Below are 25195 nucleotides of genomic sequence, written 5' to 3' on the forward strand. Positions count from 1 at the left end.
CAACCCGCCGACGCGGCCCCGTCTTCCCGCGACCTCGTCACGTCTCACCCGAGTGCAGCGACCACCTCGACGGCGCGGTCGAGCTCCTCCTCGGTGTTGTAGTAGTGCGGCGACAGCCGCACCAGTGGGTGCACGTCGCGGACCTCGGTGTCGAACTGCGTGTCCTGCGCCACCGTGGCGGTCACGTTGACCCCGGCCCCTGCGAGGGCGGCGACGACGTCGGCCGTCGGCACCCCGTCGACCTTCGCGGTGACGATCGCGCACCGGGTGCTGCCCAGGTCGTGGGTGGCCACTCGGGGCAGCGCGTCCAGCCGCTCGCGCAACCGCTCCCCCAACGCGAGGGTGCGCGCGGTGATCGCGTCCATGCCCAGGTCGAGGGCCTGGCGCACCGCGGCGCCGAGGCCGAGCAGGTTGACGTAGCTGTTCTCCCAGGTCTCGAACCGCCGAGCCCCCTCGGCCCAGGTGAAGCCGCGGCCGCCGTCCCAGGTGGCGGAGCGGATCTCGGCGACGTGGGGCTCGAGGCGTTCGAGCGCGGCCGGGCGCACCCAGAGGAAGCCGGTGCCCCGCGGGCCGCGCAGGAACTTGCGCCCCGTGGCGCTCAGCAGGTCGCAGCCGATCTCCTCGACGTCCACCGGGAGCTGGCCCACCGACTGCGTGGCGTCGAGCAGGAACAGCACGCCGGCCTCCCGGGCGATCCGTCCGATCTCCGCGGCCGGGTTGACCAGCCCGCCGCTCGTCGGGACGTGGCTGACCCCGATCAACCGGGTGCGCTCGTCGACGAGCTCGGCCAGGGCCGCGGTGTCGAGCTGCCCGCTCTCGTCGTTCGGCACCACGACGACCTCTGCACCCGTGCGCTGCGCCACCTGGAGGTAGGCCAGCACGTTGCTGCCGTACTCGGCGCGGCCGGTGAGGATCCGGTCGCCCGCCCGCAGCGGGACCGAGTAGAACGCCGCGTTCCAGGCACGGGTGGCGTTGTCGAAGAACGCGACCTCGTCGGCGGAGCCGCCGAGCAGCTCCGCCACCGCGCGGTAGGCGGCCGCGATGTCGTCCTGCGCGGCGTTCGCGGCCTCGTACCCGCCGATCTCGGCCTCGCGCTGCAGGTGGCCGAGCATCGCGTCGAGGGTGGGCTGCGCGAGCAGCGCCGCGCCCGCGTTGTCGAGGTGCACCCGGTGAGCGCAGCCGGGGGTCAGGGCCCGCAGGGCGTCGACGTCCACGGGGCCGATCCTGCCCGACCGGGTCAAGCACGCAAGATCGCGTACGAACGGCCCCTTCGTCCGATGGAGCGGGACGAAAGGACCGTTCGTACAGCTGGGCGTGGCTCAGGTGGCCTTGCTGCCCACCCAGCTCATCAGGCCGCGCAGCTTCTCCCCGACCTGCTCGATCGGGTGCTGCTGGCCCTCGGCCTGCAGCTTGGTGAAGTTGGGTCGGCCGTTGTCGTCCTCGGCCACCCACTCGCGGGCGAAGGTGCCGTCCTGGATCTCGGTCAGGATCTTGCGCATCTCGTCCTTGACCGCGGGCGTGATCACGCGCGGGCCGCGGGTGAGGTCGCCGTACTCCGCGGTGTCGGAGATGGAGAAGCGCTCGTTGGCGATGCCGCCCTCGTACATGAGGTCGACGATCAGCTTGAGCTCGTGCAGGCACTCGAAGTAGGCGATCTCCGGGGCGTAGCCGGCCTCGGTGAGCACCTCGAACCCGGTCTGCACCAGCGCAGCGGCACCGCCGCAGAGGACCGCCTGCTCACCGAACAGGTCGGTCTCGGTCTCCTCCTTGAACGTGGTCTCGATGACGCCCGCGCGGGCGCCGCCGATGGCCGCGGCGTAGGAGAGGGCGAGGGCCTTCGCGTTCCCGCTCGGGTCCTGCTCCACGGCGATGAGCGCGGGCACGCCCTTGCCGTCGACGAACTGGCGGCGCACGAGGTGGCCGGGGCCCTTCGGAGCCACCATCGCCACGTCGACGTTGGCCGGGGCCTTGATCAGCTCGTAGCGGATGTTGAAGCCGTGCCCGAAGAAGATCGCGTCGCCGTCCTTCAGGCTCGGCGCGATGTCGTCGGCGTAGATGTGGCGCTGCTTGGTGTCGGGCGCCAGGATCATGATCAGGTCCGCCCACGCGGAGACCTCGGCGGGCGTGCCCACCGTCAAGCCCTCGTCCTGGGCCTTCTGCCGCGACTTCGAGCCCTCGGGCAGACCGATCCGGACCTCGACGCCCGAGTCGCGCAGCGACAGCGAGTGCGCGTGGCCCTGGCTGCCGTAGCCGATCACGGCGACCTTGCGGCCCTGGATGATCGACAGGTCGGCGTCGGCGTCGTAGTAGATGTTCACGCTCATGACGGGTGGGGTCGTCCTCTCGGAGATTTCTTCACGAACAGCTTCAACGAACAGCGGTGGCGGTGATGGAGCGGGGACCGCGGCCGACGGCCACCATCCCGGATTGCACCATCTCCCGGATCCCGAAGGGTTCGAGGTTGCGCAGCAGCGCGCTGAGCTTGTCAGCGGTGCCGGTGGCCTCGATGGTGAGGGCCTCGGGCGTCACGTCGACGGCCTTGGCCCGGAACAGGTTCACGATCTCGAGCACCTGGCTGCGCACGCCGGGGTCGGCGCGCACCTTCACCAGCAGCAGTTCGCGCTGCACCGAGGCGGTGGCCTCGAGCTCGACGATCTTGATCACGTGTATGAGCTTGTTGAGCTGCTTCGTGACCTGCTCGAGGGGGAAGTCGTCGACGGCCACGACGATCGTCATGCGCGAGACGTCCGGGTGCTCGGTGGGGCCGACGGCGAGGGACTCGATGTTGAAACCCCGGCGCGAGAACAGGCCCGACACACGGGCGAGCACGCCCGGCTTGTCCTCGACCAGCACCGACAGGGTGTGTCGCTGGATCATGCTTCCCTCGTCATCTGCGTGCTGGCGGCCGCGTCGTCCGCGACGATCTCGTCCGAGTCGAACAGCGGCCGGATGTCACGGGCGGCCATGATCTGGTCGTTGCCGGTGCCGGCCGCGACCATCGGCCAGACCTGGGCGTCGGCGCCGACGACGAAGTCGATCACGACGGGCTGGTCGTTGATCTCCATGGCCTGCTTGATCACGCGGTCGACGTCGTCCTTGTGCTCGGCGCGCAGCCCCACGCAGCCCATCGCCTCGGCGAGGAGTTTGAAGTCCGGGATGCGGTGCTTGTGCGTGCCGAGGTCGGTGTTGGAGTAGCGCTCGGAGTAGAACAGGTTCTGCCACTGCCGGACCATGCCGAGGTTGCCGTTGTTGATGATGGCGACCTTGATCGGGATGCCCTCGATCGCGCAGGTGGCGAGCTCCTGGTTCGTCATCTGGAAGCAGCCGTCGCCGTCGATGCACCAGACCACCGCGTCCGGACGCGCCATCTTCGCGCCCATCGCCGCGGGCACCGCGAAGCCCATCGTGCCGAGGCCGCCGGAGTTGAGCCACGACCGCGGCTTCTCGTACTTGATGAACTGCGCCGCCCACATCTGGTGCTGGCCCACGCCCGCCGTGTAGACCGCGTCCGGGCCGGCGATCTGCCCGATCCGCTCGATGACGTACTCCGGGGACAGCGAGCCGTCGGCCGGCCAGTCGTAGCCCAGCGGGTACGTCGAGCGCAGATCGTTCAGGTGTGCCCACCACGGCCCGAGGTCGGCGGCGCCGTTCGCCTGCTCGGCGCGCACGGCCTCGATCAGCTCGACGATGACCTCCCTGCAGTCGCCCACGATCGGGACGTCCGCGCGGCGGTTCTTCGAGATCTCGGCCGGGTCGATGTCGGCGTGCACGACCGCGGCGTTCGGCGCGAACGTCTCGAGCTGGCCGGTGACCCGGTCGTCGAAGCGGGCGCCGAGCGCGACCAGCAGGTCGGCCTTCTGCATGGCGGCGACGGCGGTCACCGTGCCGTGCATCCCCGGCATGCCGACGTGCTGGTCGTGGCTGTCCGGGAACGCCCCGCGCGCCATCAGCGTGGTGACGACCGGGATGCCGGTGAGCTCCACCAGCTCCAGCAGCTCCTCCGTGGCCTCGGCCTTGAGCACGCCGCCGCCGACGTAGAACACCGGTTGCCTCGCCGCGCAGAGCAGCTTGGCGGCCTCCCGGATCTGCTTGCCGTGCGGCCGGGTCGTCGGCCGGTAACCGGGCAGCTTCATCTCGGGCGGCCAGGAGAACGTGGTCTGCTCCTGCAGCACGTCCTTCGGGATGTCCACCAGCACCGGGCCGGGTCGGCCCGTGGACGCCAGGTGGAACGCCTCCATGATCGCCTGCGGGATCTCCGTGGCGTCGGTGACGAGCATGTTGTGCTTGGTCACCGGCATGGTGATGCCGGTGATGTCGGCTTCCTGGAACGCGTCGGTGCCGATCAGCGCGCGGCTCTGCTGGCCGGTGATCGCCACCATCGGGATCGAGTCCATGTGCGCGTCGGCGATCGGCGTGACGAGGTTGGTCGCCCCCGGACCCGAGGTCGCCATGCAGACCCCGACCCTGCCCGTGGCCTGCGCGTACCCCGTGGCGGCGTGACCCGCCCCCTGCTCGTGGCGGACCAGCACGTGCCGCACCCTCGTGGAGTCGAGGAGCGGGTCGTACGCCGGGAGGATCGTGCCGCCGGGAATGCCGAAGACGACCTCGCAGCCCACCTCCTCGAGCGAGCGCACGAGCGACTGGGCGCCGGTCATCGGCACCTCGTCGAAGCGCTTTACGGGGGCGGCCTGGCCCGTGGTCGAGGGCTGACCCTGACGGCCGGGAGGCGGCCCCGGCTTCGGGGCCTGCGACGCGGCGGCGGGGCCGGATCGGGGCGTTGCGGTGGTCATCTGCTGATCGCTCCGCATTGGGGTTTCGGGACCTGGACAGAAAAAAACCCCCGACCGTCACGCAGGACGGAACGAGGGCGGCGCGTCGACGACCGAGTGACTTCGCTCAGGCAGCGACGCGCCTGCGAAGTACGAGAATCCGGACGGCGGACATGGGGGCGACGGTAGCTGCAGAGCCGAGCACGCGTCAATTCCGTGAGAAGGCCGTACCAGATGGTGGGACAGCGAACCCCGTAGTTCCCCGGATGCCACAGCCACGCATCTCCGCGACCGTGATCCGGGTGAACCGCGGCCTCTACGCCCTCAAGCCCTGGTACGCCGACCGTCTCGCCGGGACGCGCCGCCACCTGGCCGCGCGCGGGGTGCCGCCCGGCGCCGTCACCGCCGCAGGTGTCGGGTTCGGCGCGCTCGCGGGGCTCGCCCTCGCCACGGTGCCGAACCCTCCGATGTCCGCGATACTGGTCGCCACGCTGCTCGCGCTGCGCCTGGCCGCGGCGAACCTGGACGGTGCCCTGGCCCGTGACACCGGTACCAGTACCCGCTGGGGCGCGGTCGTCAACGAGGTGGGCGACCGCGCTGCCGAACTCGCCGTCCTCGCCGGTTGCCTCGCCCTCGCACCCGCGTGGCTGGTGCTGCTCGCGATGCTGTGCGCGAGCGCCCCGTCCTGGGTGGCGCTGGCCGGGGCGGCCGCCGGCGCGGCCCGGGTCAACGGTGGCCCGGTGGGCAAGACCGAACGCTGCCTGCTCCTGGTCGTCCTGGCCGCGCTGCCGGCCCACGCCGGCGTGCTGCTCGCCGTGCTCGCGGCAGGTTCCTCCGTGACGGCCGGGCTCCGGCTCCGGACCCTGCACCGGACGCTCCGCACCGTCACGCCGTGACCACCCGGCCCGGCGGCAGCCTCGGCCCGCCGGGCGGCGCCGGCCAGACACAAGGCGGGAACTGCCCGTCCACCCGGCATGCGACCCCGCCATGAGCGTTTCGAGCCGCGATCACGGGCCCAAGACCGGCACGAGACGCACCTGAACGTCCCGGCGACCACTCCGGTGCACGGGTCACGGTGATCATGCCGCATTGATCGGGCGAGACGCACACCACCGTCGCGCCCACCGCACTCGCGTACGGATCGCAATGATCAGCCGGTGTCGGGCCGGGCCCGGCGGGCGCGTCGCGTAGGACTACGCACCCCGATCCGGTGCTCTCGCGGATGGCCGGCCGGGTGATCGGCGACACGCTGGGCCCATGGATCCGGTGACCCTCACCCTCGGCGCGCTCGGCCTCGGCGGGGCCGCGGTCGGTGCTGCGCGACGTGCAGAGCTGACGGCCCGCTGGCGGACCTGGCTGCTCGCCGCCCCGCTGGTGCTCGGCCCGCTGCTGCTGGGGGGCCGGGTCGGTGGGGCTCTGCTCGCGGCCGCACTGGGCGCCGTCGCGGCCGTCGAGTTCGCCCGGCTGGCCGCCCTCCCCCGCGCCGACGCCGTCGGGCTGGTGCTGCGGGTCGTCGGCATCCCGGGCGTGGCGCTGCTGCGGCCGGACCTGCTCGGCGTGCTCCTGCCGGTGCTCGCGGTGTCCGCGGCGCTGCCCGCGCTGCTGACGGGCGACACGGCGACCGGCGGGCGACGCGCCGCGTACGGGACCTTCGGGACCCTCTGGATCGGCGGCGGCCTGGCGGGTCTCGCCGTGCTCGAACCGGGTGTCGCCGTGGCGGTCTGCCTCGCCGTGGCCGTCGCGGACGTCGGCGCGTGGTGCGGCGGGAAGCTGCTCGGCAGGCACGGGCCGGGTGCGCGGCCGCTCTCACCGCTGTCGCCGTCGAAGACCTGGGGTGGCGTCGTCGGCGCGACGCTCGCCGCGGCCGCGGTCCTGCTCGCGCTGGGCATGCCGTCGGCCGGCCTACTGGTTGCGGTCGTCGCCGGGGGTGTGCTGGGCGACCTGCTCGAGTCGATGCTGAAGCGGGAGGCCGGGCGCAAGGACGCCGGGGGCTGGCTGCCCGGATTCGGCGGCCTGCTCGACCGGATCGACTCGCTGCTGGTGGCGCTGCCGCTCGCGGTGCTGGTCACGACGCTGCCGGGGCTGTGGTGACGGCCCGGGCCGCCGCTGCGCTGCGGCATCTGCTGTGGCGCGTGGTCCTCACGATCACCGGGGGTCTCACCGTCACCGGGTCGCTGCCGTGTGGCGGCTGCGTCGTCGTCGCCAACCACGGTTCGCACGCCGACACCGCGGCCCTGCTCGCCGCGATGGACAGCCGCCACGCCCCGCGCGTCGCCGCCGCGGCCGACTACTGGTTCGCCGGCGGGTGGCGCTCCGCGATCTGCCGGGCGCTGGCCGCCGCGTTCCCCGTGCGGCGCACCGGCGGTGGCAGCGCGGACATCGCCGCCGCCGTCGCGCTGCTGCAGGCCGGGCGGGCGGTCGTCGTCTACCCGGAGGGGACGCGCGGGAGCGGCGCCCCGGCCCGCTTCCACGCCGGGGCATTCCGGCTGGCCGCCGCCGCGGGCGTGCCGGTGGTGCCGGTGGGCATCGTGGGCACCACGGACCTGCTGCCCAAGCACGGCAAGCTGCGGCGCAACCGGGTGGAGGTCCGCATCGGCACGCCGCTCCCGGCGGACGCGGACGCCGCCCGCGAGGCGGTGGCCCGCCTCGCGCGCCTGCCCCGCTCAGCGCCCAGCAGACGTCCGTCGCGGGAGCGGGCCGCGCGGCTCGCAGCGTCCCGGACGGGCGTCGCGCTCGTAGCGGTGTGGGCGGTGGCGGAAGCGGTCGTGTGGCCGTTGCTGCCGGAGTGCGTGCTGTTCGCGCTGGTGGTGGCGGCACCGCGGGCCGGTCTCCGGCTGGTGCCGACCGCGGTGCTCGCCAGCATGGCGGGCGGGCTGTGCACGCTCGCGCTGGGAGCGGCCGGCGCAGCCCCGGCGGCCCCGCTCGTCACCGAGCGGATGCGCGTGGCGGCGGCGCAGCAGACGGCGGCCGAGGGCGCATACGCGGCGCGCCACCAACCGCTGTCCGGGATCCCGTTCAAGGTCTACGCCGCCGAGGCGGGCCGGGCGGGGGTTGCTCCGCTGCCGTTCCTCGCGGCGGCGGCCACCCATCGGGGTCTGCGCATCGCGTCCGTCGGCGCGGCGTGCGCGCTGCTCGGCGTCGGCCTGCACCGGTGGCCCCGGGCGTACCCCGCAGTGCTCCTCGCCGGGTACGCGCTGTTCACCGCGGGCCTCGTGCTCGTCGTCCGCGGGTGGACGTAGTGGGAGGATGGGCCTCGTGAGCACGAGCCCCGAGCACACGACGCCCGAGCACACGGCCCCGCCGCGCGCGGTCTTCCGCATCCCCCAGCTCGTCGTGCTGGTGGCGTTGACGCTCGCCGTCTGCGTCACACCGGTCGCGACCGCCGGCCCGTACCTGTGGCTGGTCTACCTGCTCCCGATCGCGGTCGTCGTGTGGACGCTGCGCGTGCGCACCGTCGCCGATCCGGAGGCCGTGGTCGTGCGCCGGGTCGTCGGTGGCCGCCGGGTGCCGTGGGGCGACATCACCTCGATGCACCTCGGGAAGGCCCGCAACCCGGCGAGCGCGCGGATCAGCGCGGTGCTGGAGGACGGCTCGGAGGTCGCCCTGCCCGCCGTGCACGTCCGCGACCTGCCCCGGCTGGCCGCGGTGAGCGGCGGCCGCCTCCCCGACCCCACGGCGAGCGGCGAGTGAGGCAGTCCGCTCCGACCGTCTAGAAGGGCACCTCCACGCCGAGCAGGCCCTCTGCGTGGCCGCGACCGGAGAGCAACCGGCAGAACTCCACCGCGCCCAGCTCCAGCGTGGGGCCGTCGGTGCCGGAGGTCCACCGCCCACCTGCCGGGCCGGTGAGCGTCAGCGCGTGGGCACCGCCGTGCCTGCCGGCCCACTCCGCCACGACGTCGGCGACGATCGCGCCGTCGTGCTCGGGCGTGAGCACCAGGTCGCGGCTGGTGGCGCGGGCTGTGTCGACGCGGTGCATCCAGGTGTCGCGGGTGAGGATCGTCTCGACCAGGTAGCCGAACGTCCACCGCTCCGGCGTCCCGTTGACCGTCTCCGCGCCCGGCATTGGAAGCCGGCCTGCGAGCACCGACCGGCGCCGACGGCCACGGACGGCACGCGGCGCCACCGCGGCGTAGCGCGCCACGAGCTGCGCCGGGCTCAACGCGGCCCGCTCCTCCACCTGCAGGCCGGTCAGCGCGTCGATGAACACGCCACCCCGTCGCCCGGCCACGGTGTTCTGCCGGACGAACGTCGGCAGCGAGGCTGCGAGCTCGGCCATCCCGAGGCAGTGGCCGGCCATGGCGCGGACGTCCCAGCGCGTGCAGTCGGTCGGGCGTTCCCAGTCGGCGGCGTCCAGCGAGCGCAGCTGGTCGCCGTAGCGGCCGTACTCGGTGGCGGCGAGCCGCATCGCCGCGCTCCGGCCGAGCAGCGAGCGGCGGGGTGGGGGCGTCGGGCGGGTGGCGGTGGCGGTCATGGCAATACCTCCTGGTCGTCGTCGACCTGCGGCAGGTGGAGCGCGTCGGCGTACATGTCGACCGCGCGGTCGAGGAGGCGGGCGTAACGGGTGCCCCCGGGGTCGTTCGCCCACTGGGAGTCGGCGAGCCCGCCGACGAGCGCGGCGAAGAGGTCGAGGTCCTCTCCGGCGGTGATGCCGATCGACGCCATCACGGTGCGGAACCGGTCGTACACCCGCACCGCGTGGGCGTAGCTCTCGTCGCTGGGCGTGAAGCCGGGGATCGTGCGCAGGTCCATCAGCTGGTGGCGGGACATGTCGGCCGTGGCGAACTCGAAGTACCGCCGGGCGACCTCCCGGAGCACGCGCCGCGGCTCGGTGGGCAGCCGCCGGTCCGCCGACTCCGCGGCCCGTCCGTACTCGGCCCACGCCTGGCCGTACATCGCGTCGTAGATCGCGTGCTTGGAGGCGAAATGCGAGTAGAGCGACGGCGCCCGCATCCCGACGCGGGCGGCGACCTCACGCAGGGTCAGCGCGCCCAGCCCGCTCTCGCGCGCCACCGCCCACGCCGCGGCGAGGATCTCGCGCCGGGCTGCCTCACGTCGTTTGCTCTGCCAATCAGCAGTAGCTTTGCCTAACACGATAAGAAATCGTCCTCGGGGCCCAACCACCCGTCAAGGGCCGGCCGCCCCGGCGCGTACGGTGGACTCGATCCGCAGCGCCTCGACCGGGTGACGCCCCCGGTCCGATCGCGCGGACCGCCGCGACGGCGCCGGGCCACCCGCTCCCGGCCGCCCGCGCGCACGTTCCGGCCCCGCGAGAGGAAGAAGAACCGTGCCGGCACTCCGGTCCCGCGTCACCACCCACGGCCGCAACGCCGCCGGAGCGCGCTCGCTCTGGCGCGCCACCGGCATGGGCGACGACGACTTCGGCAAGCCGATCGTCGCCATCGCCAACTCCTACACCCAGTTCGTGCCCGGCCACGTGCACCTCAAGGACATGGGCGACCTCGTCGCGGGGGCGATCCGCGAGGCGGGCGGCGTCGCGCGGGAGTTCCACACCATCGCGGTCGACGACGGCATCGCCATGGGCCACGGCGGGATGCTCTACTCGCTGCCCTCGCGCGAGGTGATCGCCGACGCCGTCGAGTACATGGTCAACGGCCATGCCGCCGACGCGCTGGTCTGCATCTCGAACTGCGACAAGATCACGCCCGGCATGTTGAACGCCGCGATGCGGCTCGACATCCCCACCGTGTTCGTCTCCGGCGGGCCGATGGAGGCGGGCAAGGCCGTGGTCGTCGGCGGCGTCGCCCAGGCGCCGACCGACCTGATCACCGCGATCTCGGCGTCGGCGTCCCCGGAGGTCGACGACGCCGGGCTGTCCGAGGTCGAGCGCTCGGCGTGCCCCACCTGCGGTTCCTGCTCCGGGATGTTCACCGCCAACTCCATGAACTGTCTCACCGAGGCGCTCGGGCTCGCGCTGCCCGGCAACGGCTCCACGCTGGCCACCCACGCCGCGCGCCGCGAGCTGTTCCTCGAGGCGGGCCGCACCGTGATGGCGCTCGCGAAGCGCTGGTACGGCGAGGACGACGCGTCGGTGCTGCCGCGCTCGATCGCCGGCCGGCACGCGTTCGAGAACGCGATGGCACTCGACGTCGCGATGGGCGGCTCCACCAACACCGTGCTGCACATCCTCGCGGCGGCACAGGAGGGCGAGATCGACTTCGACCTCGCCGCCATCGACGAGGTGTCGCGCCGGGTGCCGTGCCTGGCGAAGGTCTCGCCGAACTCGAACTTCCACATGGAGGACGTGCACCGCGCCGGTGGCATCCCGGCCGTCCTCGGCGAGCTGTGGCGCGCCGGGCTGCTGCACACCGACGTCCACACCGTGCACTCGCCCTCGATGCAGCAGTGGCTGTCGGAGTGGGACATCCGCGCGGCGTCGCCGTCGGAGCGGGCAGTGGAGCTCTTCCACGCCGCGCCCGGCGGGGTGCGCACCACGGAGGCGTTCTCCACCGGGAACCGCTGGTCCTCGCTGGACCGCGACGCGGCGGGCGGCTGCATCCGCGACGTCGAGCACGCCTACACGAAGGACGGCGGGCTCGCCGTGCTGCGCGGCAACATCGCCCCGGACGGCGCGGTGATCAAGGCAGCCGGCGTGCCCGAGGAGCTGTGGCACTTCGAGGGCCCCGCGCTGGTCGTGGAGAGTCAGGAGGAGGCCGTGTCGGTCATCCTCACGAAGCAGATCCAGCCCGGCGACGTCCTCGTCGTCCGCTACGAGGGCCCGGCGGGCGGGCCCGGCATGCAGGAGATGCTGCACCCCACCGCGTTCATCAAGGGCGCGGGGCTGGGCGCGAAGTGCGCGCTGATCACCGACGGCCGCTTCTCCGGCGGCTCCAGCGGCATCTCGGTCGGGCACATCTCGCCCGAGGCCGCCGCGGGCGGCGTGATCGGCCTGATCGAGAACGGCGACCGGGTCGTCATCGACGTCCCCCAGCGCACCCTCGAGGTGCAGGTGCCCGACGAGGTGCTGGCCGAGCGCCGCGCCAAGATGGACGCGAGCGAGCGCCCGTGGCAGCCCATCGACCGCGACCGCGAGGTGAGCAAGGCCCTGCGCGCCTACGCGGCCCTGGCCACGAGCGCCGACCTGGGAGCCGTTCGCCGCATCCCCTGATCCGACGAGACCGGTTACCCGGTCGGGGACCGGGTGCGGGCCGCCTCGGCCAGCACGACGAGCCAGTCCCCCGCGGCGGTGACGTCCCGCCCGCCCGCGGCGGCCGAGGGGTCGCAGCCGAAGCCGACCGACCAGGTCCCGTCCTCGAGCTCGACGGGCCCCAGCATCATCGGCGCCGGGAGCTCGGCGAGCACGGCACCGAGCGCGGCGGGCGTGAGGAGCCAGCGCTCGCCGACGATCTGCGCGCCGCCCGGCGCCCGCAGCAACCCGGGCTTGGGCGGCACGGTGTCGAGAGCGACCATCCGGTATGCGGGCGCGGTACGCACGAGCCCGGCCCAGCGCGCGCCGCGGCGTTCCAGGTCCGGCGCGAGTGGCTGCCCGCGCCGGTGGGCCCCCACCACGACGAGGGACACCGCGCTCGCGCCCGCGGTCACCGGCCAGGGCGGCGTGGACGCGCGCGGAGCGGGCAGCCCGGTGGCGGCCTGCGGCGGCGGGTCGGCGGGCACGGCGACGCGGCGGGCGACGTCGGCCACCAGGGCGTCGGCGAACGCCCTGCCCATCACGGTGACGCCGAACTGCGCGTCCCCAGCCGTTCCCGCCGGCACGGCGACGGCGCACAGGTCGAGCAGGTTGCAGAAGTTGGTGTAGGTGCCGAGGCGGGAGTTGACCACGACCGGGTCCGCCGCGACCTCGGCGATCGTCGGGTGCTCCGGCGCGGTCGGCACGAGCAGCGCGTCGATCCCGTCGAGCGATCCGATGGCCTGCATGCGCAGTTCGGCGAGGCGGGCCGTGTCGGCGACGTAGCGTGACGCCGGCACGGTGCCGGCGGCGCGGATGATGCCCGCGACGGCCGGGTCGACGGCGTCCGGGTGGGCGTCGACGAACGCGCCGACCGCGGCGTACCGCTCGGCGACGAGCGCCCCGTCGTAGAGCAGGCGGGCCGCGTCGAGGAAGGGGTCGAGGTCGATCGGCACCACCTGCGTCCCGTCCGCCCGCAGCCGCTCGACGACGTCGGCGAAGGCTGCCTCCCACTCCGCGGACAGCCCGGGCAGGTTCCGCGCAACCGCGACCCGGGGCGCCGGGGGCGCAGCCAGGACCGTGTCGGCGGGCCAGGGCCGGGCGCCGCCCGCGAGCACGCCCATGGCGAGCTCGGCGGTCGGGAGATCTCGGGCGAAGATGCTGACGCAGTCCCACGACCGGCAGGCCGGCACGACCCCGTCGGTCGGCACGACCCCCGGCGTCGGCTTGATCGCGACGATGCCCTGGAACGCCGCGGGGACCCGGCCCGAGCCCGCCGTGTCGGTGCCGAGGGCGAGGTCGACGAGGCCGAGCGCCACGGCCACCGCCGAGCCGGAGCTCGACCCGCCGGAGATCCGGCCCGGGCGCCGGGCATCGCGTACCGCGCCGTGCGGGCTCCGGGTGCCGACCAGGCCCGTGGCGAACTGGTCCAGGTTCGTGGTGCCGAGGACGACGGCGCCCGCCGCCCGGAGCCGGGCCACCACCGGCGCGTCCTCGGCGGCGACCTCGCCGTAGCCGGGACAGCCCGCCGTCGTACGGATCCCGCGCACGGCAATGTTGTCCTTGACGGCGGCGACCAGCCCGGCCAGCGGGAGGTCCACTCCCGCGGCCACCCGGGCGTCGACGGCCGCGGCGTCGGCCAGCACGTCGGCCTCCGGGAGCCGGGAGATCCAGATCTCCGGGCGGTCGGCGGCGGCAACGGCACGCATCGCCGCGCGGACCCGGGCCACGGCCGCCGTCATGCCACGGCCTTCGCCGGGGCCGGCTCGGTCACCGCGGCCAGTACGACGAGCGGCTCGCCCGCCACCACCTGCGTCCCCGCCTCGACGAGCACCTGGTCGACCACGCCGTCGCACGGCGCCTGCACCGCCGTCTCCATCTTCATCGCCTCCATCGCGAGCAACGTCTGTCCGGCGCGGACGACCTGGCCCGGCGCCACGTCGACCCGCCACACGTTGGCCACGAAGGGGGCCTCCACGAGCGCGCCGCCGTCGGGCACGGTGATCTCGGCGGCCGCCACCGACGGGCCGGCCGCATCGTCGTCCCGGTCGAACTCCCCCGCCGCCGCCCACGCCGCCCGCTCCACTCCGAAGGCGGCCGCCTGGGTCGAGCGGAAGGCGGCGATCGAGTCGGCGTTCTCGGCGAGGAAGGCCTCGTGCTCGGCGAGGGAGAACGTCCCGTCCTCGATCTCGACGTGACCGCGCCCGGCCGCGAGGTCGGCCCGCAGGTCGAGCAGTTCCTCCGGCGTCACCGGGTACCAGGAGATCCGGTCGAAGTAGCGCAGCAGCCATGGCGAGCCGGGCTCGAACGGGGCCGCGGCGGACCAGCGCGACCACACCTGCGTGGTGCGCCCGACGAACTGGTAACCGCCCGGACCCTCCATCCCGTAGATGCACAGGTAGGCGCCGCCGATCCCGACGGCGTTCTCCGGGGTCCAGGTCCGCGCGGGGTTGTACTTCGTGGTGACCAACCGGTGCCGTGGGTCGAGCGGGGTCGCCACGGGGGCGCCGAGGTAGACATCGCCCAGCCCGAGCACCAGGTACGACGCGTCGAACACCGTGCGGTACACGTCGTCGACCGAGCCGAGGCCGTTGACCCGGCGGATGAACTCGATGTTCCACGGGCACCACGGGGCGTCGTTGCGGACCCCGGCCATGTAGCGCTGGATCGCCTCCCGGGTGGCCGGGTCGTCCCACGACAGCGGCAGCCGGACGGTGCGGCTGGGCACCACCAGCTCGGACGCGACGGGCAGGTCGGCCTCGACCTCCCGCAGGTTTCCCAGCAGCCGCGGGACCGGCAGGACGTCGGGGTCCACGTGCACCTGCAACGACCGGATGCCGGGCGTCAGGTCGACGACGCCGGGCAGCCGCAGCGCCGCGACCCGCTGGTGCAGGGCGTGCACCCGGGCGCGCAGGCCGAGGTCGAGCACCATCTCGCCGTACTCGACGAGCACGTTGTCGTCGCCGGAGCGCCGGTAGGTGACAGCCGGGGCCCCGTCGCGGGCCGGGTGTCCGCCGAGCACACCGTCGTCGCCGTCCCCTCCGCTGCTGCGCACCCGCGGTGCGGACGCGCGGCGGGCCGGGCCGAGCACGGCGCGCGACGGCGCGTCGACGGCCCGCACCGGCACGAAGCGGACCGTGTCGCCGGGGCGCAGCTGCCCGAGCTTCCAGCGCTCGCCCGCCACGACCGTGAAGGGGCAGACGAAGCCGCCCAGGCTGGGCCCGTCGGGGCCGAGCAGGATCGGGGTGTCCCCGGTGAAGTCCAGCGCGCCGACCGAGTACGCGGTGTCGTGGATGTTGGACGGGTGCAGGCCGGCCTCACCGCCGTCGGCACGCGCCCACGTGGGTTTCGGGCCGACCAGCCGCACCCCGGTGCGCGCGGAGTTGAAGTGCACCGCGTAGGCGGTGGTGGAGAGCTCGTCGACGTCGGCCCGGGTGAAGAACTCGGGGGCCCCGTGCGGCCCCTCGGTGACGGCGAGCTCCCACGTGGTGGTGAGCGCAGGCCTGCTGCCGGCGGGAACGGGACCCGCAGGAGCGTCCACCGGCGGCGCGGCCCGCAGCACGTCGCCGGGACGCAGCGCCCGGCCGGCGTGGCCACCGAACCGGCCGAGGGTGAACGTCGCGGCGCTGCCGAGGTACGACGGCACGTCGAACCCGCCGGCGACCAACACGTACGTGCGCAACCCCGCGCGGTCGGCGGTGCCGACGTCGAGCAGCCCGCCCGCCGGGACGACGACGGGCTCCCAGCACGGCACCGCAGCGCCGTCCACCGTCACCCGCACCTGCGCCCCGGTCACGCACACCGTCGTCTCGGCGCTGAAGCGCAGGGCCGGGCCGCTCACCGTGCACTCCAGGCCCGGCGCGCCCTCGGGGTTGCCGAGCGCGCCGTTGCCGAGCCGGAAGGACAGGTCGTCCATCGGGCCGCTCGGCGGCACCCCGACCTGCCACAGCCCGACCCGGCCCGGCCAGTCCTGCACCGTGGTCAGCATCCCGGCGCGCTCGACGACGATCCGCGGCTCGGGGTCGCCGATCCCGGCGAGCGTCTCGGTGGAGTGGTCCGCCGCGAGCACCGTGGGATCGGTGACGACGGCCCGGAGCAGGCCGAGATTCGTCTCGATCCCGTCGACCCTGGTCCGCGCCAGCGCGTCGCCGAGCCGGGCGAAGGCGCCGCGCCGGTCGTCGGCGGAGGCGATGATCTTCGCCAGCATCGGGTCGTAGGCCGTCGACACCTCGGTGCCGGTCTCGGCCCAGGCATCGACGCGCACACCGGCCGGGTAGGCGACGTGGGTGAGGGTCCCGGCGCTGGGCTGGAAATCGCGGGCCGGGTCCTCGGCGTAGACGCGGGCCTCGACGGCGGCGCCGCGCACCGGCACGGCGTCGGGCACACCGTCGAGGACGTCCTCCTCTCCCGCGGCGAGGCGCAGCATCCACGCGACGAGGTCGACGCCCGTGACCGCCTCGGTGACCGGGTGCTCCACCTGCAGCCGCGCGTTCACCTCGAGGAACGAGGCCTCGCCCCGCACGGGGTCGTAGACGAACTCGACGGTGCCCGCGCTGCGGTAGCCGACGGCCGCGCACAGTGCACGCGACGTGCGGTGCACCTCCGCGCGCACCGCCTCGGGCAGCCTCGGCGCCGGGGCCTCCTCCAGCACCTTCTGGTGCCGCCGCTGCACCGAGCAGTCCCGGTCGCCCAGGCTCACGACCCGGCCGGTGCCGTCGCCGAACACCTGCACCTCCACGTGCCGGGCGTGCTCGACGTACCGCTCGGCGAACACCCCGGCGACGGCGAAGCTCGACGCGGCGAGCCGGGCGACCCTCTCGTAGGCGGCGACCAGCTCCTCGGGGCCGCGGCAGACCGTCATGCCGATCCCGCCGCCCCCGCCGGTGGCCTTGAGCATGAGCGGGAAGCCGATCTCCTCGGCGGCCGCCGAGGCGGCCGCGGCGTCGGGCAGCAGGCCGGAGCCCGCGATCATCGGCACCCCGGCGGCGCGGGCGGCGGCGCGGGCGGTGTGCTTGGTGCCGAAGATCCGCAGCTGCTCCGGGGTCGGGCCGACGAACGCGAGCCCGGCGGACTCCACCTCGGCGGCGAACCCGGCGTCCTCGGAGAGGAAGCCGTAGCCCGGATGGATCGCCCCGGCTCCGGTGGCCGCCGCGGCGGCGAGGATCGCGTCGGTGCGCAGGTAGGACTCGCGGGCGGGCGCCGGACCGATCCGCACCGCCTCGTCGGCCAGCCGGACGTGCGCCGCGGCCCGGTCGGCGTCGGAGAAGACCGCGACCGTGCGCATGCCGAGCTCGCGGGCCGAGCGGATGATCCGGCAGGCGATCTCGCCCCGGTTGGCGACGAGAAGGGTCGAGATGGTCACCGGTCTCCTCCCGGCCGCGTCACGATCATGCGCACGGGCGTCGGGTCGAATCCGTTGCACGGGTTGTTGACCTGCGGGCAGTTGGAGACGAGAACGAGCGTGTCGACCTCGGCGCGCAGCGCGACGCGCTTGCCCGGTGCGGACAGCCCGTCGACGATGCCGAGCGCGCCGTCCGGGTCGATCGGCACGTTCATGAACCAGTTGATGTTGCTGACGAGGTCGCGCTTGCCCAGCCCCCACCGGGCGCCCTCCAGCAGGAAGTTCTCCACGCAGGCGTGCTGCTGGCGCGTGTGCTCGCCGTAGCGCAGGCTGTTCGACTCCTGCGAGCAGGCGCCCCCGAGGGTGTCGTGCACGCCCACCTCGTCGGCCACCACCGTCATCAGCGCGGCGCCGGTGTCCGCCCGCAGGACCGACCCCGTGGTGAGCACGATGGAGCGCTGCCGGCGGATCGTCTCGGGTGCGGAGTACCGCACGGCGGTGTCGGCGGCGGCGTAGAGCAGGCAGTCGACGGCCTGGTTGCCGTGCAGGTCGACGATCGTCAGCACGTCCCCGGCGGCGACGACGGCCGACCAGGGCGCCCGGGCGGCGACGTGCTCGTCGAGGATCACCTCGGCCGGCACGAGCGCGGGTGTGGACAGGACCGGCGCGCTCATCGCGGGCTCCTCGCGGTCAGGTCGTGCTCGGTGTTCTCCAGGGCACGGCGGTGCTCCGGGCCCAAGGACCCGGCGGCGAGCGCGGCGAGGTCGGCCGGGTCGGACCACGCGACGACCTCGACGGGGGCGCCGGTGAACTCCGGTCGGGGGTCCAGCGGGTGGGCGGTGTTCGCCAGCGTCACGATCAGGTCCGTCTGCAGCAGCAGGTCCACCGCGGTGCCCGCCCCGGCGCTGCCGAGGAACCTGGTGGTCCCGTCCGGCTCGACGCGCACGCCCTGGAAGAACGAGATCGACGGGGGCACGTCGCGGGGGCCCATGCCGTGCTTGAGCACGCCGAGGGTGAGCAGTTCCCGCCCGGCGGGGGAGGCCGAGTGTGCGGCGCCCGCGCCGTACCGCTCGGCGTTGCCGGCCGGCGTCGTCGTCCCGGTGAGGGCGTCGTGGTGGCCCGAGGTGTCGGCGACGATCGTGGCCAGCAGCCTGCCTGCGTCGCTGAGCAGCGGGTGGCCCTCCCCCAGGTAGGCCTGCCACGGCACCTTCACGGTGTCGGCGACGTTGAGGCGCTCGTGCGGCGCGCCGACGCGGTGCAGCAGGAGCGAGACGCAGGCGTCACCATCGGGGTCGGCCAGGCGCAGCCGGGTGCCGCGGGCGAGCGCCATGGTCGTGTAGCGGCCGAAGGCCACGGTCTCCGCCCAGGTGACGGCGTCGGCCGGGACGTCGGCGGGCAGCGCGGGCGCCGCCGTCGCGGGTACGTGGCGCATCGCCGTGACGAGACGTCGGTGCTGGGAGCGGGCGTGCGCGCGGGCGCCCGCGGTGGTGGCGGTGGTCATTCAGGCCTCCTGGGGGACCACGGCGGAAGGCATCCGGACGGCCGAGCGACGGGCGACCGCCCGGGCGAGCAGGCCCAGCACGAGCACGGCGAGGACGAGGGCGGGTGCGGAGAACCGGAGCCAGGGGTACTCGCCGCTCGGGTCGTACACCTCGGCGCGCGGCCACCCCAGGTTGACCACCATGGCGCCGCCGTAGAGCACCGCCGCCACGTTGACCGGGAGGCCCCAGCGGCCCAGCGAGAACAGCCCGGGCTCGGCCGTGCCGTACTGGCCGCGCAGCCGCGCCACCAGCGTCGGCACGGAGACGAGCAGGTACGCCAGGTAGATCATGACGATGCAGACGCTGCTGAGCGTCGTGAACAACGCGGCGTTTCCGATGTTGACCGCCAGCAGCGCCACGGCCAGCACACCGATCACGACCGACGGCCACACCGGGGTACCGCGCCCCGGGTCGACCCGGCTCAGGTGCGCGGCCGCGGGCAGTTGCCCGTCGCGGGCCATCGAGTAGACCAGCCGGGAGCCCGCGGTCTGGATCGCGAGCGTGCACACCACGACCGCGATCGCGACGTCGACGAGCAGCACCTTGCCCCAGAACGTGCCGAGCACCGCGGTCATCACATACGGCAGGCCCTCGGTGGCGAGCCGGCCGTCGGTCAGGCTGGGAGCGGCCATGAGCGCGGTGAGCAGCATCAACGCCCCGCCGACCCCGGAGACGAGCAGCGCCGAGAGGATGGTGCGCGGGGCGGTGCGCCGCGGGTCCCGGGTCTCCTCCGACAGCTCGCCCGCCGAGTTGAACCCGACCATGACGTAGGCGGCCATCAGGCCGGAGACCAGGAACGCACCGACGGCGCCCAGGTCCGAGCCGGTGAGCACGCTCGTGTCGGCGACGACGGCGGGACCGCGCCGCGCCGCGGTGGCCAGTGCGAGCACCACCGCGATCACGCCGATGATCTCGCAGGTCACGCCGATCGAGTTGATCCGCGCCATGATCCCGACGCCGATCGAGTTGATCACGGTCGTGACGACGAGCAGCAGCGCCCCGAGGACGACGGCGTTGGTCGCGCCGGTGACCGAGGTCAGTGCGGGGTCCCCGCCGACGACCTGGAAGCCGCCCCACAGCTGGGGCAGGACCACCTGCAGCGCGATCGCCGCGGCCGCGGCCGTGACCACCTGGGCCAGCGCCATGAACCAGCCGGCGAACCAGCCGACGAGCTCCCCGCCGACCCGACGCGACCACTGGTAGACGGCACCGGACAGCGGGTACCGCGCGGCGAGCTCGGCGAAGACCAGCGCCACGAGCAGTTGGCCCCCCAGCACCAGCGGCCACGTCCAGAAGAACGCGGGCCCGCCGAAGGAGTAGCCGAAGCCGAAGAGCTGGAAGATCGTGGTGAGGATCGAGACGAACGAGAAGCCCGCCGCGAAGGACGCGTAGCGGCCGAGCTTGCGGTGCAGCGTCGGCTGGTACCCCAGCCCGTGCAGGTCGGCGTCGTCCGGCCCGGTCTTCGGTGGTGGGAGCGTCGTGGTCATCAGCACTCCGGGGTCTGGGGGATAACTGTTGACCGACAGTTTTCGGCGCCCCAGGGCACGACAGGTGTCCCCGGCGTAACCGATCGAGACCGCTCGTTACGTTCGAATTGCGGAATACCTGTCGTGTGACAGGTACGTGTCGAACCGCTGACGTGCGGATCCTCGACCCGGTGAGAAGATGAGGTGGTGACGTCGCCCGGACCAGGCCGCCCCCGGCACACCGGCCCGCTGCGTCCCGGCGCCACCGGACGCGAGCAGATCCTCGACGCCGCCGCGGAGCTGTTCACCACCCACGGCTACGCGCGGACCTCCACCCGCGCGATCGCCGAGGCGGTCGGGATCCGCCAGGCGTCGCTCTACCACCACTTCCGGACGAAGGACGACGTCCTCGAAGCGCTTCTGACCAGCACGGTCACCCCCACGCTGCCCGTGGCCCACGCCGTACTGCGCGTGCCGGCGGGCGACGCCGAGCACGCGGCCGCACGGCTCTACGCACTCGCCCTGCACGACGGCCGCGAGCTGTGCCGCACCCGGTGGAACCTCGGCGCCCTCTACCTCCTGCCCGAGCTGCGCGCACCCCGCTTCGTCCCGTTCCAGACCGCGCGCGAACGACTGCGGCAGTGCTACGTCCGCGCCGGCGCGGACGTCGTCGCCCGCACCGGAGGACCGTCCCAGGCCGGCGACCTGGCGTTCCGGCTCGTCGAGTCGCTGGTGAACCTGCGCGCCGACGGACGGGCCACGGCGGATTCCCCGGCCCAGGTCGCCGAAGGCTGCGTGCGGCTCGCATGCTGGTCCGGGGACGTCACGCCGGTGGCGCGGTCCGGCGAGGAGATGCTCCGCGACATCTCCGCGGCCCTGCTCGTTCCGGCGGGCTGACGTCGTCCTCCGGCACCACGCGGCCGCCGTAGCGCGGCATGGTCGTTCCCGGTATCAGCCGGCCGACGCCGCGGCAAGCGCGGGGCCGAGGTCGTCGAGGGCACGGGCGGCGGTCTCCACCATCTCGACGACCCGCGCGACGCCGAGGTGGTCCGCGGCGAAGCCCAGGTACTGGACGTGCACCTGCACCACGGCCCACAGCCGCTCGACGTCGCGCAGACCCGCAGGCGGGCCGGCCGAGCCCGGCGCCGCGGCGTAGGCCTCCGGCGCCGGAGCGCCCTGCGCGGCCAGCGTCGCGAGGTCCAGCCCGGCTGGAGCGACGCGCGCGTTGCCCCAGTCGATCAGTACGGCGCCGTCGGGGTCGAGCAGCACGTTGCCGCGGTGCACGTCGCCGTGGGTGAGCGTGTGCGGGAGCAGCGCGAGCGCGGTGCGCAGCCGGGCGTCGACCGACCACGCCTCCAGGAGGTCGGCGGCCTCGGCGAACCGCGCGTCGCCGGTGCGGTCGCGGGCACCGCGGACTGCCGGCAGCGCCTGCGTCGTGATCAACTCTCGCCACCAGCGGGCGTCCACGACCGGGACACCGCGCGGCCGGCGCCCCTGCCAGTGGGCGTGCACCCGGCGCAGCGTCGCCCAGACCGCATCGGGCACCTCGCCCGTGCCATCGAGGGCGGGCCCGGCGTAGAACGGCATCACCAGCCAGGACCCGTGCGCGTCCCGGCCGGCGGCCAGCAGGCGCGGGCGGTCGACCCCCGGCACCACGGCGATCGCGCGCATGGCGGCCACCTCGCGCGCGTGGGTGCGCTTGACGACCACCGCGACGCCGGAGTCCAGCACCACGCGCTCGACGGCGGCGGCGGCGTACCCGCCCGCCAGCGGGGCGCGGTCCGCGACCGCGACCGGCGCTCCCGCCCAGCGCGCCGCCGCGGGCAGCCACGCCGCGTCCGGCGGCGGGGGCGTCATCGCAGGAGCACGAGAACCAGCACCGCGGCGACCACGCCGACCACCAGCGCGAGCACTCCCCACGGGGCCGGGCGGCGGTGCCAGGTGCGCCCGTTGTCGAGCGCGATCCGGCCGGGGCCGGTGAACACGAGCGCGGCCGCGGCCATACCGAGCACGACGTCGAGTTCCACCGCACCCGCGCCCGCGGGGGAGGCGATGAAGAACCCGTTGCCGAACTTGAGCGCCACTGAGTTGATCATGATGGCGAGCAGCCCGGCCGCCGCCAGCGGCGTGACGACCCCGAGCACCACGAACGCGCCCGCCACCAGCTCGGTGATCCCTGTGACCCAGGACAGCGTCATCGCCTCCCGGAAGCCGAAGCCCTCCAGCACCTGCGCGAACCCGCCGATGCCCGGGCCGCCCCACAGCCCGAAGACCTTCTGCATGCCGTGGGCGAAGAAGGTGCCGCCGACGGCGAACCGCAGCAGCAACAACCCGACGTCCGTGCCGCGGTTCCAGGCGAGCTCACGACGATTCGGCCGGGTGGGGGCCGGGTCCGTGTCGCCGAAGCTCCCCGCGTTCGGGAAGATCGACGTGGGGTGCTCGCTCATGCTGTCGCAGCGTAGCCGTCGGTCGCCGGTTCCGGCGGCTACTCACCGGCCGCTCACCCGCCGCCGCCTAACCTGGAGCCGTGGGAGGACGGGTGCGGCGTGCTGCGGCCGCGGCGCTGCTCGGGCTGCTGCTCGCCGGGTGCGCCACCTTCCCCGAGCAGGGGCCGCGCGAGTGGCACGAGCAGCTGGAGGGCCCCGGCGAGCTCGGCGGGCCGCCGGTGGTGCCCGAACCCTCGCCCCCACCGCAGACACCGCCGCAGCCCGGGCAGGAGGGCCAGGGCGGCGAGCAACAACAGCCGTCGGGCTGCGAGGACCCGGACCCCCAGGTCGTGGCCACCTGCCTCGACCCGGTCGGCGCGATCGCCGTGCTCCCCGACGCCGAGACGGCCCTCGTCGGAGAGCGGCGGACGGGCCGCGTGCTGCGGGTGAAGAAGGACAGCGATCCCGAGCTGCTGGCCACCGTGCCCGTGGACCCGAGCGGCGGTGGCGGCCTCACCGGCCTCGTGCTCTCCCCGTCGTTCATCGAGGACCAGCTCGTCTACGTCTACATCACCACCCCGCAGGACAACCGGGTGGTGCGGCTCGCCGCGAACGACCCGCCCGAGCCCGTCCTCACCGGCATCCCGCGCGGCGCCACGAACAACGGCGGCGCGCTCGCCGTCGGCGACGACGGGTCGCTGCTCGTCGCCACCGGCGACGCGGGCCAGACCGACCCCGCACCCGCATCGCTGGCCGGGAAGCTGCTGCGCATCGACGGGCAGGGCCGCCCGGCCGAGGGCAACCCCGACCCGGCCTCGCCCGTCCTGAGCTCCGGGCTGCAGGCCCCCGGCGGGATCTGCGTCGACCCCACCCGCGGCACGGCGTGGGTCACCGACCGGCGCACGGGGGAGGACGCCCTGCACATGGTGGCGCCCGGGCCGCTGCCCACTCCGGCATGGCGGTGGCCGGACCGGCCCGGCGTCGCCGGGTGCGCCGCGCAGGACGGCACCGTGATGGTGCCCCAGGTCGGGTCCGAGTCGCTGTTCGTGATCCGTTCCGATCCGAACAACCTGTTCGTCGGCGCACCCGAGCAGCAGCTGCAGGGGACCTACGGCCGGCTCTCCGCGGCCGCCATCGCCCCCGACGGCCTCGTCTGGCTGGGCACGATCAACAAGGCGGGCGGCGAGCCGGTGCCCTCCGACGACCGCGTGATCCGGATCCAGCCCCCCTCGGCCGGCGGCAACAGCTGGCAATGACGGCGCCGGTCGGCGACCCGAGTACACCCCCGCATCGCGTTCGACGCGGTGTCGAGCCTCGCCGCAAGCTCCACTCAGCCGAGCGCCTCGATGACGATCTCGGCGGCCGCACGCCCGGCGCCGCAGTCCGCACTGCTGTTGACCTGCACGGTCGCCCCGAGCGTCGGGTCGGGCGGCGCGTTCCACCGCACCCCGATCCGGCAGGGGTAGAGGGCGTCGCCGGTGCGCTGCACGGCCGTCCGGCCACCGACCTCGACGAGGGTGCGCTCCGGCCCCGGCGCCACCTCACCGAACGGGTCGACGGAGAAGGACATGGTCACCGCCTGCTCGCCGAGCACGACGGCGCAGAACGACGGACTCGGCATCTCCCGCAGGTGCACACCCGCGGCCCCTGGTGCGAACCGCCGGGTCAGCTCGTCGGCCGGGGCGCACGGGTCACGGTCGGCCAGCGGCAGCGGCCGGGCGCCCCCGTCGTCGGGGGGCAGGTCCCACCGCCCGGCGACCTCGGTGGCGTAGCGCTCGGCGACCGCGCAAGGGGACGCGTCCGGCGAGGCCGCCGCGCCGGCGCGGACGTGCAGCTCGACGGCGAACCGGTCGCTGACCGGCAGCCGGACCTTGCACTCGTCCTCGTCGGCGGTCCGCACCCGGTACAGCGTCCGGTCGGCCACGGTGATCGCGGCCGTCGGGTCGCGGTCGGCGCGGTCGAACGGGCTGCCCGCCCACAGCCGGGCCGACCACGCGTCGCTGCTGAAGCGGCATTCCGCGACGTCGGGGTCCAGCTCGCCCGCGCCGAAGACGCGCTCGGCAGCCGCGGTATCCAGCAGCGCACATACGTCCCAGGTCCGGTAGCCGGCCAGCTCGGCCGCGAGCTGCGCCAGCTGCTCGCCGGTGACCGGATCGTCGCCGATGCGGTGCGGGAGCGGCGCCGGCGTCGTGGTCGGTGCGGGCGTGGCCGTCGGGCCCTGCGGTTGCGGCGGCGGGCTCCCGCACGCGATCATCGCCACCGCGAGCACCCCGCACCACACCCACCTCGAGCCCACCCGTACCCCCAGTCGGATCACCGGCGCGTCGCCCGCCCCGGGCCGGGCGACGGTAGCGGATGCGGCGGACGCGATCGCGAGAACCGGCACCACGCTCGGGACGAGCGTTCCAGCGGCCACTGCGCCCGCCGCCTCCACTTTGCCGCCGCGGATCTTCTCCGCGACATCGAGCTGAGCGGCCAGGACCTCGTCGCGGCGGTGATCCCCCACTC

At 74.4% G+C, this 25195-nt stretch carries 21 protein-coding genes; 7 read left to right on the forward strand and 14 right to left on the reverse strand.

Going from position 1 to position 25195, the window contains the following annotated elements; all coding sequences use genetic code 11:
• Positions 1-44: 44 nt before the first annotated feature.
• The 4 genes from CFP66_RS12620 to CFP66_RS12635 form a co-directional block, all read right to left on the reverse strand.
• Complete coding sequence (locus tag CFP66_RS12620; RefSeq protein ID WP_369805032.1) at positions 45-1214, reverse strand: aminotransferase class V-fold PLP-dependent enzyme; 1170 nt, start codon at positions 1212-1214, stop codon at positions 45-47.
• Positions 1215-1319: 105 nt separating this feature from the next.
• The gene (ilvC, locus tag CFP66_RS12625; RefSeq protein WP_094923297.1) at positions 1320-2324 is read right to left on the reverse strand and encodes a ketol-acid reductoisomerase; all 1005 of its coding nucleotides are present in this window, start codon (positions 2322-2324) and stop codon (positions 1320-1322) included.
• Positions 2325-2367: 43 nt separating this feature from the next.
• A complete protein-coding gene (gene ilvN, locus CFP66_RS12630; protein ID WP_094923861.1) occupies positions 2368-2874 on the reverse strand; it encodes an acetolactate synthase small subunit in 507 nt (168 codons plus the stop codon).
• Complete coding sequence (locus tag CFP66_RS12635) at positions 2874-4790, reverse strand: acetolactate synthase large subunit (protein WP_094923299.1); 1917 nt, start codon at positions 4788-4790, stop codon at positions 2874-2876. Before CFP66_RS12635 ends, ilvN begins: the two co-directional genes overlap by 1 nt.
• A gap of 281 nt (positions 4791-5071) precedes the next feature.
• Between CFP66_RS12635 and CFP66_RS12640 the strand changes: the two genes are divergently transcribed.
• From CFP66_RS12640 to CFP66_RS12655, 4 genes are all read left to right on the forward strand, one after another.
• Positions 5072-5665: a CDP-alcohol phosphatidyltransferase family protein gene (locus CFP66_RS12640; RefSeq protein ID WP_198961414.1), complete on the forward strand. Its 594-nt coding sequence runs from the start codon at positions 5072-5074 to the stop codon at positions 5663-5665.
• 361 nt (positions 5666-6026) lie between these two features.
• Positions 6027-6860, forward strand: coding sequence for a phosphatidate cytidylyltransferase (locus tag CFP66_RS12645; protein WP_094923303.1), 834 nt, complete (start codon positions 6027-6029; stop codon positions 6858-6860).
• Entirely contained in the window at positions 6857-8008 is a 1152-nt protein-coding gene (locus CFP66_RS12650) for a lysophospholipid acyltransferase family protein (protein WP_198961415.1), read from the forward strand. The genes CFP66_RS12645 and CFP66_RS12650 overlap by 4 nt, the downstream gene beginning before the upstream one ends.
• A 16-nt stretch (positions 8009-8024) precedes the next feature.
• The gene (locus CFP66_RS12655; protein WP_158228079.1) at positions 8025-8459 is read left to right on the forward strand and encodes a PH domain-containing protein; all 435 of its coding nucleotides are present in this window, start codon (positions 8025-8027) and stop codon (positions 8457-8459) included.
• Between the two features lie 19 nt (positions 8460-8478).
• Here the strand turns inward: CFP66_RS12655 and CFP66_RS12660 are convergent, their stop codons facing one another.
• Complete coding sequence (locus tag CFP66_RS12660; protein ID WP_198961416.1) at positions 8479-9240, reverse strand: maleylpyruvate isomerase family mycothiol-dependent enzyme; 762 nt, start codon at positions 9238-9240, stop codon at positions 8479-8481.
• Positions 9237-9860: a TetR/AcrR family transcriptional regulator gene (locus CFP66_RS12665; protein WP_158228080.1), complete on the reverse strand. Its 624-nt coding sequence runs from the start codon at positions 9858-9860 to the stop codon at positions 9237-9239. Before CFP66_RS12665 ends, CFP66_RS12660 begins: the two co-directional genes overlap by 4 nt.
• Positions 9861-10053: 193 nt before the next feature.
• Between CFP66_RS12665 and ilvD the strand changes: the two genes are divergently transcribed.
• Positions 10054-11895 (forward strand): dihydroxy-acid dehydratase, encoded by a 1842-nt coding sequence (ilvD, locus tag CFP66_RS12670; RefSeq protein ID WP_094923311.1) that lies wholly within the window; start codon positions 10054-10056, stop codon positions 11893-11895.
• 14 nt (positions 11896-11909) lie between these two features.
• On the opposite strand, the gene atzF is transcribed toward ilvD, so the two are convergent.
• The 5 genes from atzF to CFP66_RS12695 are packed head-to-tail and all read right to left on the reverse strand — an operon-like array spanning position 11910 to position 20282.
• The gene (atzF, locus tag CFP66_RS12675; RefSeq protein ID WP_094923313.1) at positions 11910-13655 is read right to left on the reverse strand and encodes an allophanate hydrolase; all 1746 of its coding nucleotides are present in this window, start codon (positions 13653-13655) and stop codon (positions 11910-11912) included.
• The gene (gene uca / locus CFP66_RS12680; protein WP_233159378.1) at positions 13652-17275 is read right to left on the reverse strand and encodes an urea carboxylase; all 3624 of its coding nucleotides are present in this window, start codon (positions 17273-17275) and stop codon (positions 13652-13654) included. The genes atzF and uca overlap by 4 nt, the downstream gene beginning before the upstream one ends.
• Positions 17272-17928 (reverse strand): urea amidolyase associated protein UAAP2, encoded by a 657-nt coding sequence (locus CFP66_RS12685; protein WP_094923315.1) that lies wholly within the window; start codon positions 17926-17928, stop codon positions 17272-17274. The genes uca and CFP66_RS12685 overlap by 4 nt, the downstream gene beginning before the upstream one ends.
• Positions 17925-18755 (reverse strand): urea amidolyase associated protein UAAP1, encoded by an 831-nt coding sequence (locus CFP66_RS12690; RefSeq protein WP_094923317.1) that lies wholly within the window; start codon positions 18753-18755, stop codon positions 17925-17927. The genes CFP66_RS12685 and CFP66_RS12690 overlap by 4 nt, the downstream gene beginning before the upstream one ends.
• Complete coding sequence (locus CFP66_RS12695; protein WP_094923319.1) at positions 18756-20282, reverse strand: amino acid permease; 1527 nt, start codon at positions 20280-20282, stop codon at positions 18756-18758.
• A gap of 186 nt (positions 20283-20468) precedes the next feature.
• On the opposite strand from CFP66_RS12695, the gene CFP66_RS12700 reads away from it, so the two are divergent.
• A complete protein-coding gene (locus tag CFP66_RS12700; RefSeq protein WP_094923868.1) occupies positions 20469-21158 on the forward strand; it encodes a TetR/AcrR family transcriptional regulator in 690 nt (229 codons plus the stop codon).
• Positions 21159-21212: 54 nt separating this feature from the next.
• Here the strand turns inward: CFP66_RS12700 and CFP66_RS12705 are convergent, their stop codons facing one another.
• Positions 21213-22118, reverse strand: a complete 906-nt coding sequence (locus CFP66_RS12705) for an aminoglycoside phosphotransferase family protein (RefSeq protein ID WP_094923321.1) — start codon at positions 22116-22118, stop codon at positions 21213-21215.
• Positions 22115-22708 (reverse strand): DoxX family protein, encoded by a 594-nt coding sequence (locus CFP66_RS12710; RefSeq protein ID WP_094923323.1) that lies wholly within the window; start codon positions 22706-22708, stop codon positions 22115-22117. The genes CFP66_RS12705 and CFP66_RS12710 overlap by 4 nt, the downstream gene beginning before the upstream one ends.
• An 80-nt stretch (positions 22709-22788) precedes the next feature.
• Here CFP66_RS12710 and CFP66_RS12715 point away from each other — a divergent pair, with 80 nt between their 5' ends.
• The gene (locus CFP66_RS12715; protein ID WP_233159379.1) at positions 22789-23943 is read left to right on the forward strand and encodes a sorbosone dehydrogenase family protein; all 1155 of its coding nucleotides are present in this window, start codon (positions 22789-22791) and stop codon (positions 23941-23943) included.
• A gap of 74 nt (positions 23944-24017) precedes the next feature.
• Here CFP66_RS12715 and CFP66_RS12720 read toward each other — a convergent pair whose 3' ends face one another.
• A complete protein-coding gene (locus tag CFP66_RS12720) occupies positions 24018-25193 on the reverse strand; it encodes a hypothetical protein (protein ID WP_094923327.1) in 1176 nt (391 codons plus the stop codon).
• Positions 25194-25195: the final 2 nt, after the last annotated feature.

This window comes from Pseudonocardia sp. MH-G8 (assembly GCF_002262885.1).
GTDB lineage: Bacteria > Actinomycetota > Actinomycetes > Mycobacteriales > Pseudonocardiaceae > Pseudonocardia.

Excerpts from the sequence above, each read along its gene's own strand:
- CFP66_RS12690 (WP_094923317.1), bottom strand. The coding sequence starts at position 18,755 with ATGACCACCGCCACCACCGCGGGCGCCCGCGCGCACGCCCGCTCCCAG.
- CFP66_RS12710 (WP_094923323.1), bottom strand. The coding sequence starts at position 22,708 with ATGAGCGAGCACCCCACGTCGATCTTCCCGAACGCGGGGAGCTTCGGC.
- CFP66_RS12685 (WP_094923315.1), bottom strand. The coding sequence starts at position 17,928 with ATGAGCGCGCCGGTCCTGTCCACACCCGCGCTCGTGCCGGCCGAGGTG.
- CFP66_RS12660 (WP_198961416.1), bottom strand. The coding sequence starts at position 9,240 with ATGACCGCCACCGCCACCCGCCCGACGCCCCCACCCCGCCGCTCGCTG.
- CFP66_RS12695 (WP_094923319.1), bottom strand. The coding sequence starts at position 20,282 with ATGACCACGACGCTCCCACCACCGAAGACCGGGCCGGACGACGCCGAC.
- ilvC (WP_094923297.1), bottom strand. The coding sequence starts at position 2,324 with ATGAGCGTGAACATCTACTACGACGCCGACGCCGACCTGTCGATCATC.
- CFP66_RS12645 (WP_094923303.1), top strand. The coding sequence starts at position 6,027 with ATGGATCCGGTGACCCTCACCCTCGGCGCGCTCGGCCTCGGCGGGGCC.
- atzF (WP_094923313.1), bottom strand. The coding sequence starts at position 13,655 with ATGACGGCGGCCGTGGCCCGGGTCCGCGCGGCGATGCGTGCCGTTGCC.
- CFP66_RS12705 (WP_094923321.1), bottom strand. The coding sequence starts at position 22,118 with ATGACGCCCCCGCCGCCGGACGCGGCGTGGCTGCCCGCGGCGGCGCGC.
- CFP66_RS12635 (WP_094923299.1), bottom strand. The coding sequence starts at position 4,790 with ATGACCACCGCAACGCCCCGATCCGGCCCCGCCGCCGCGTCGCAGGCC.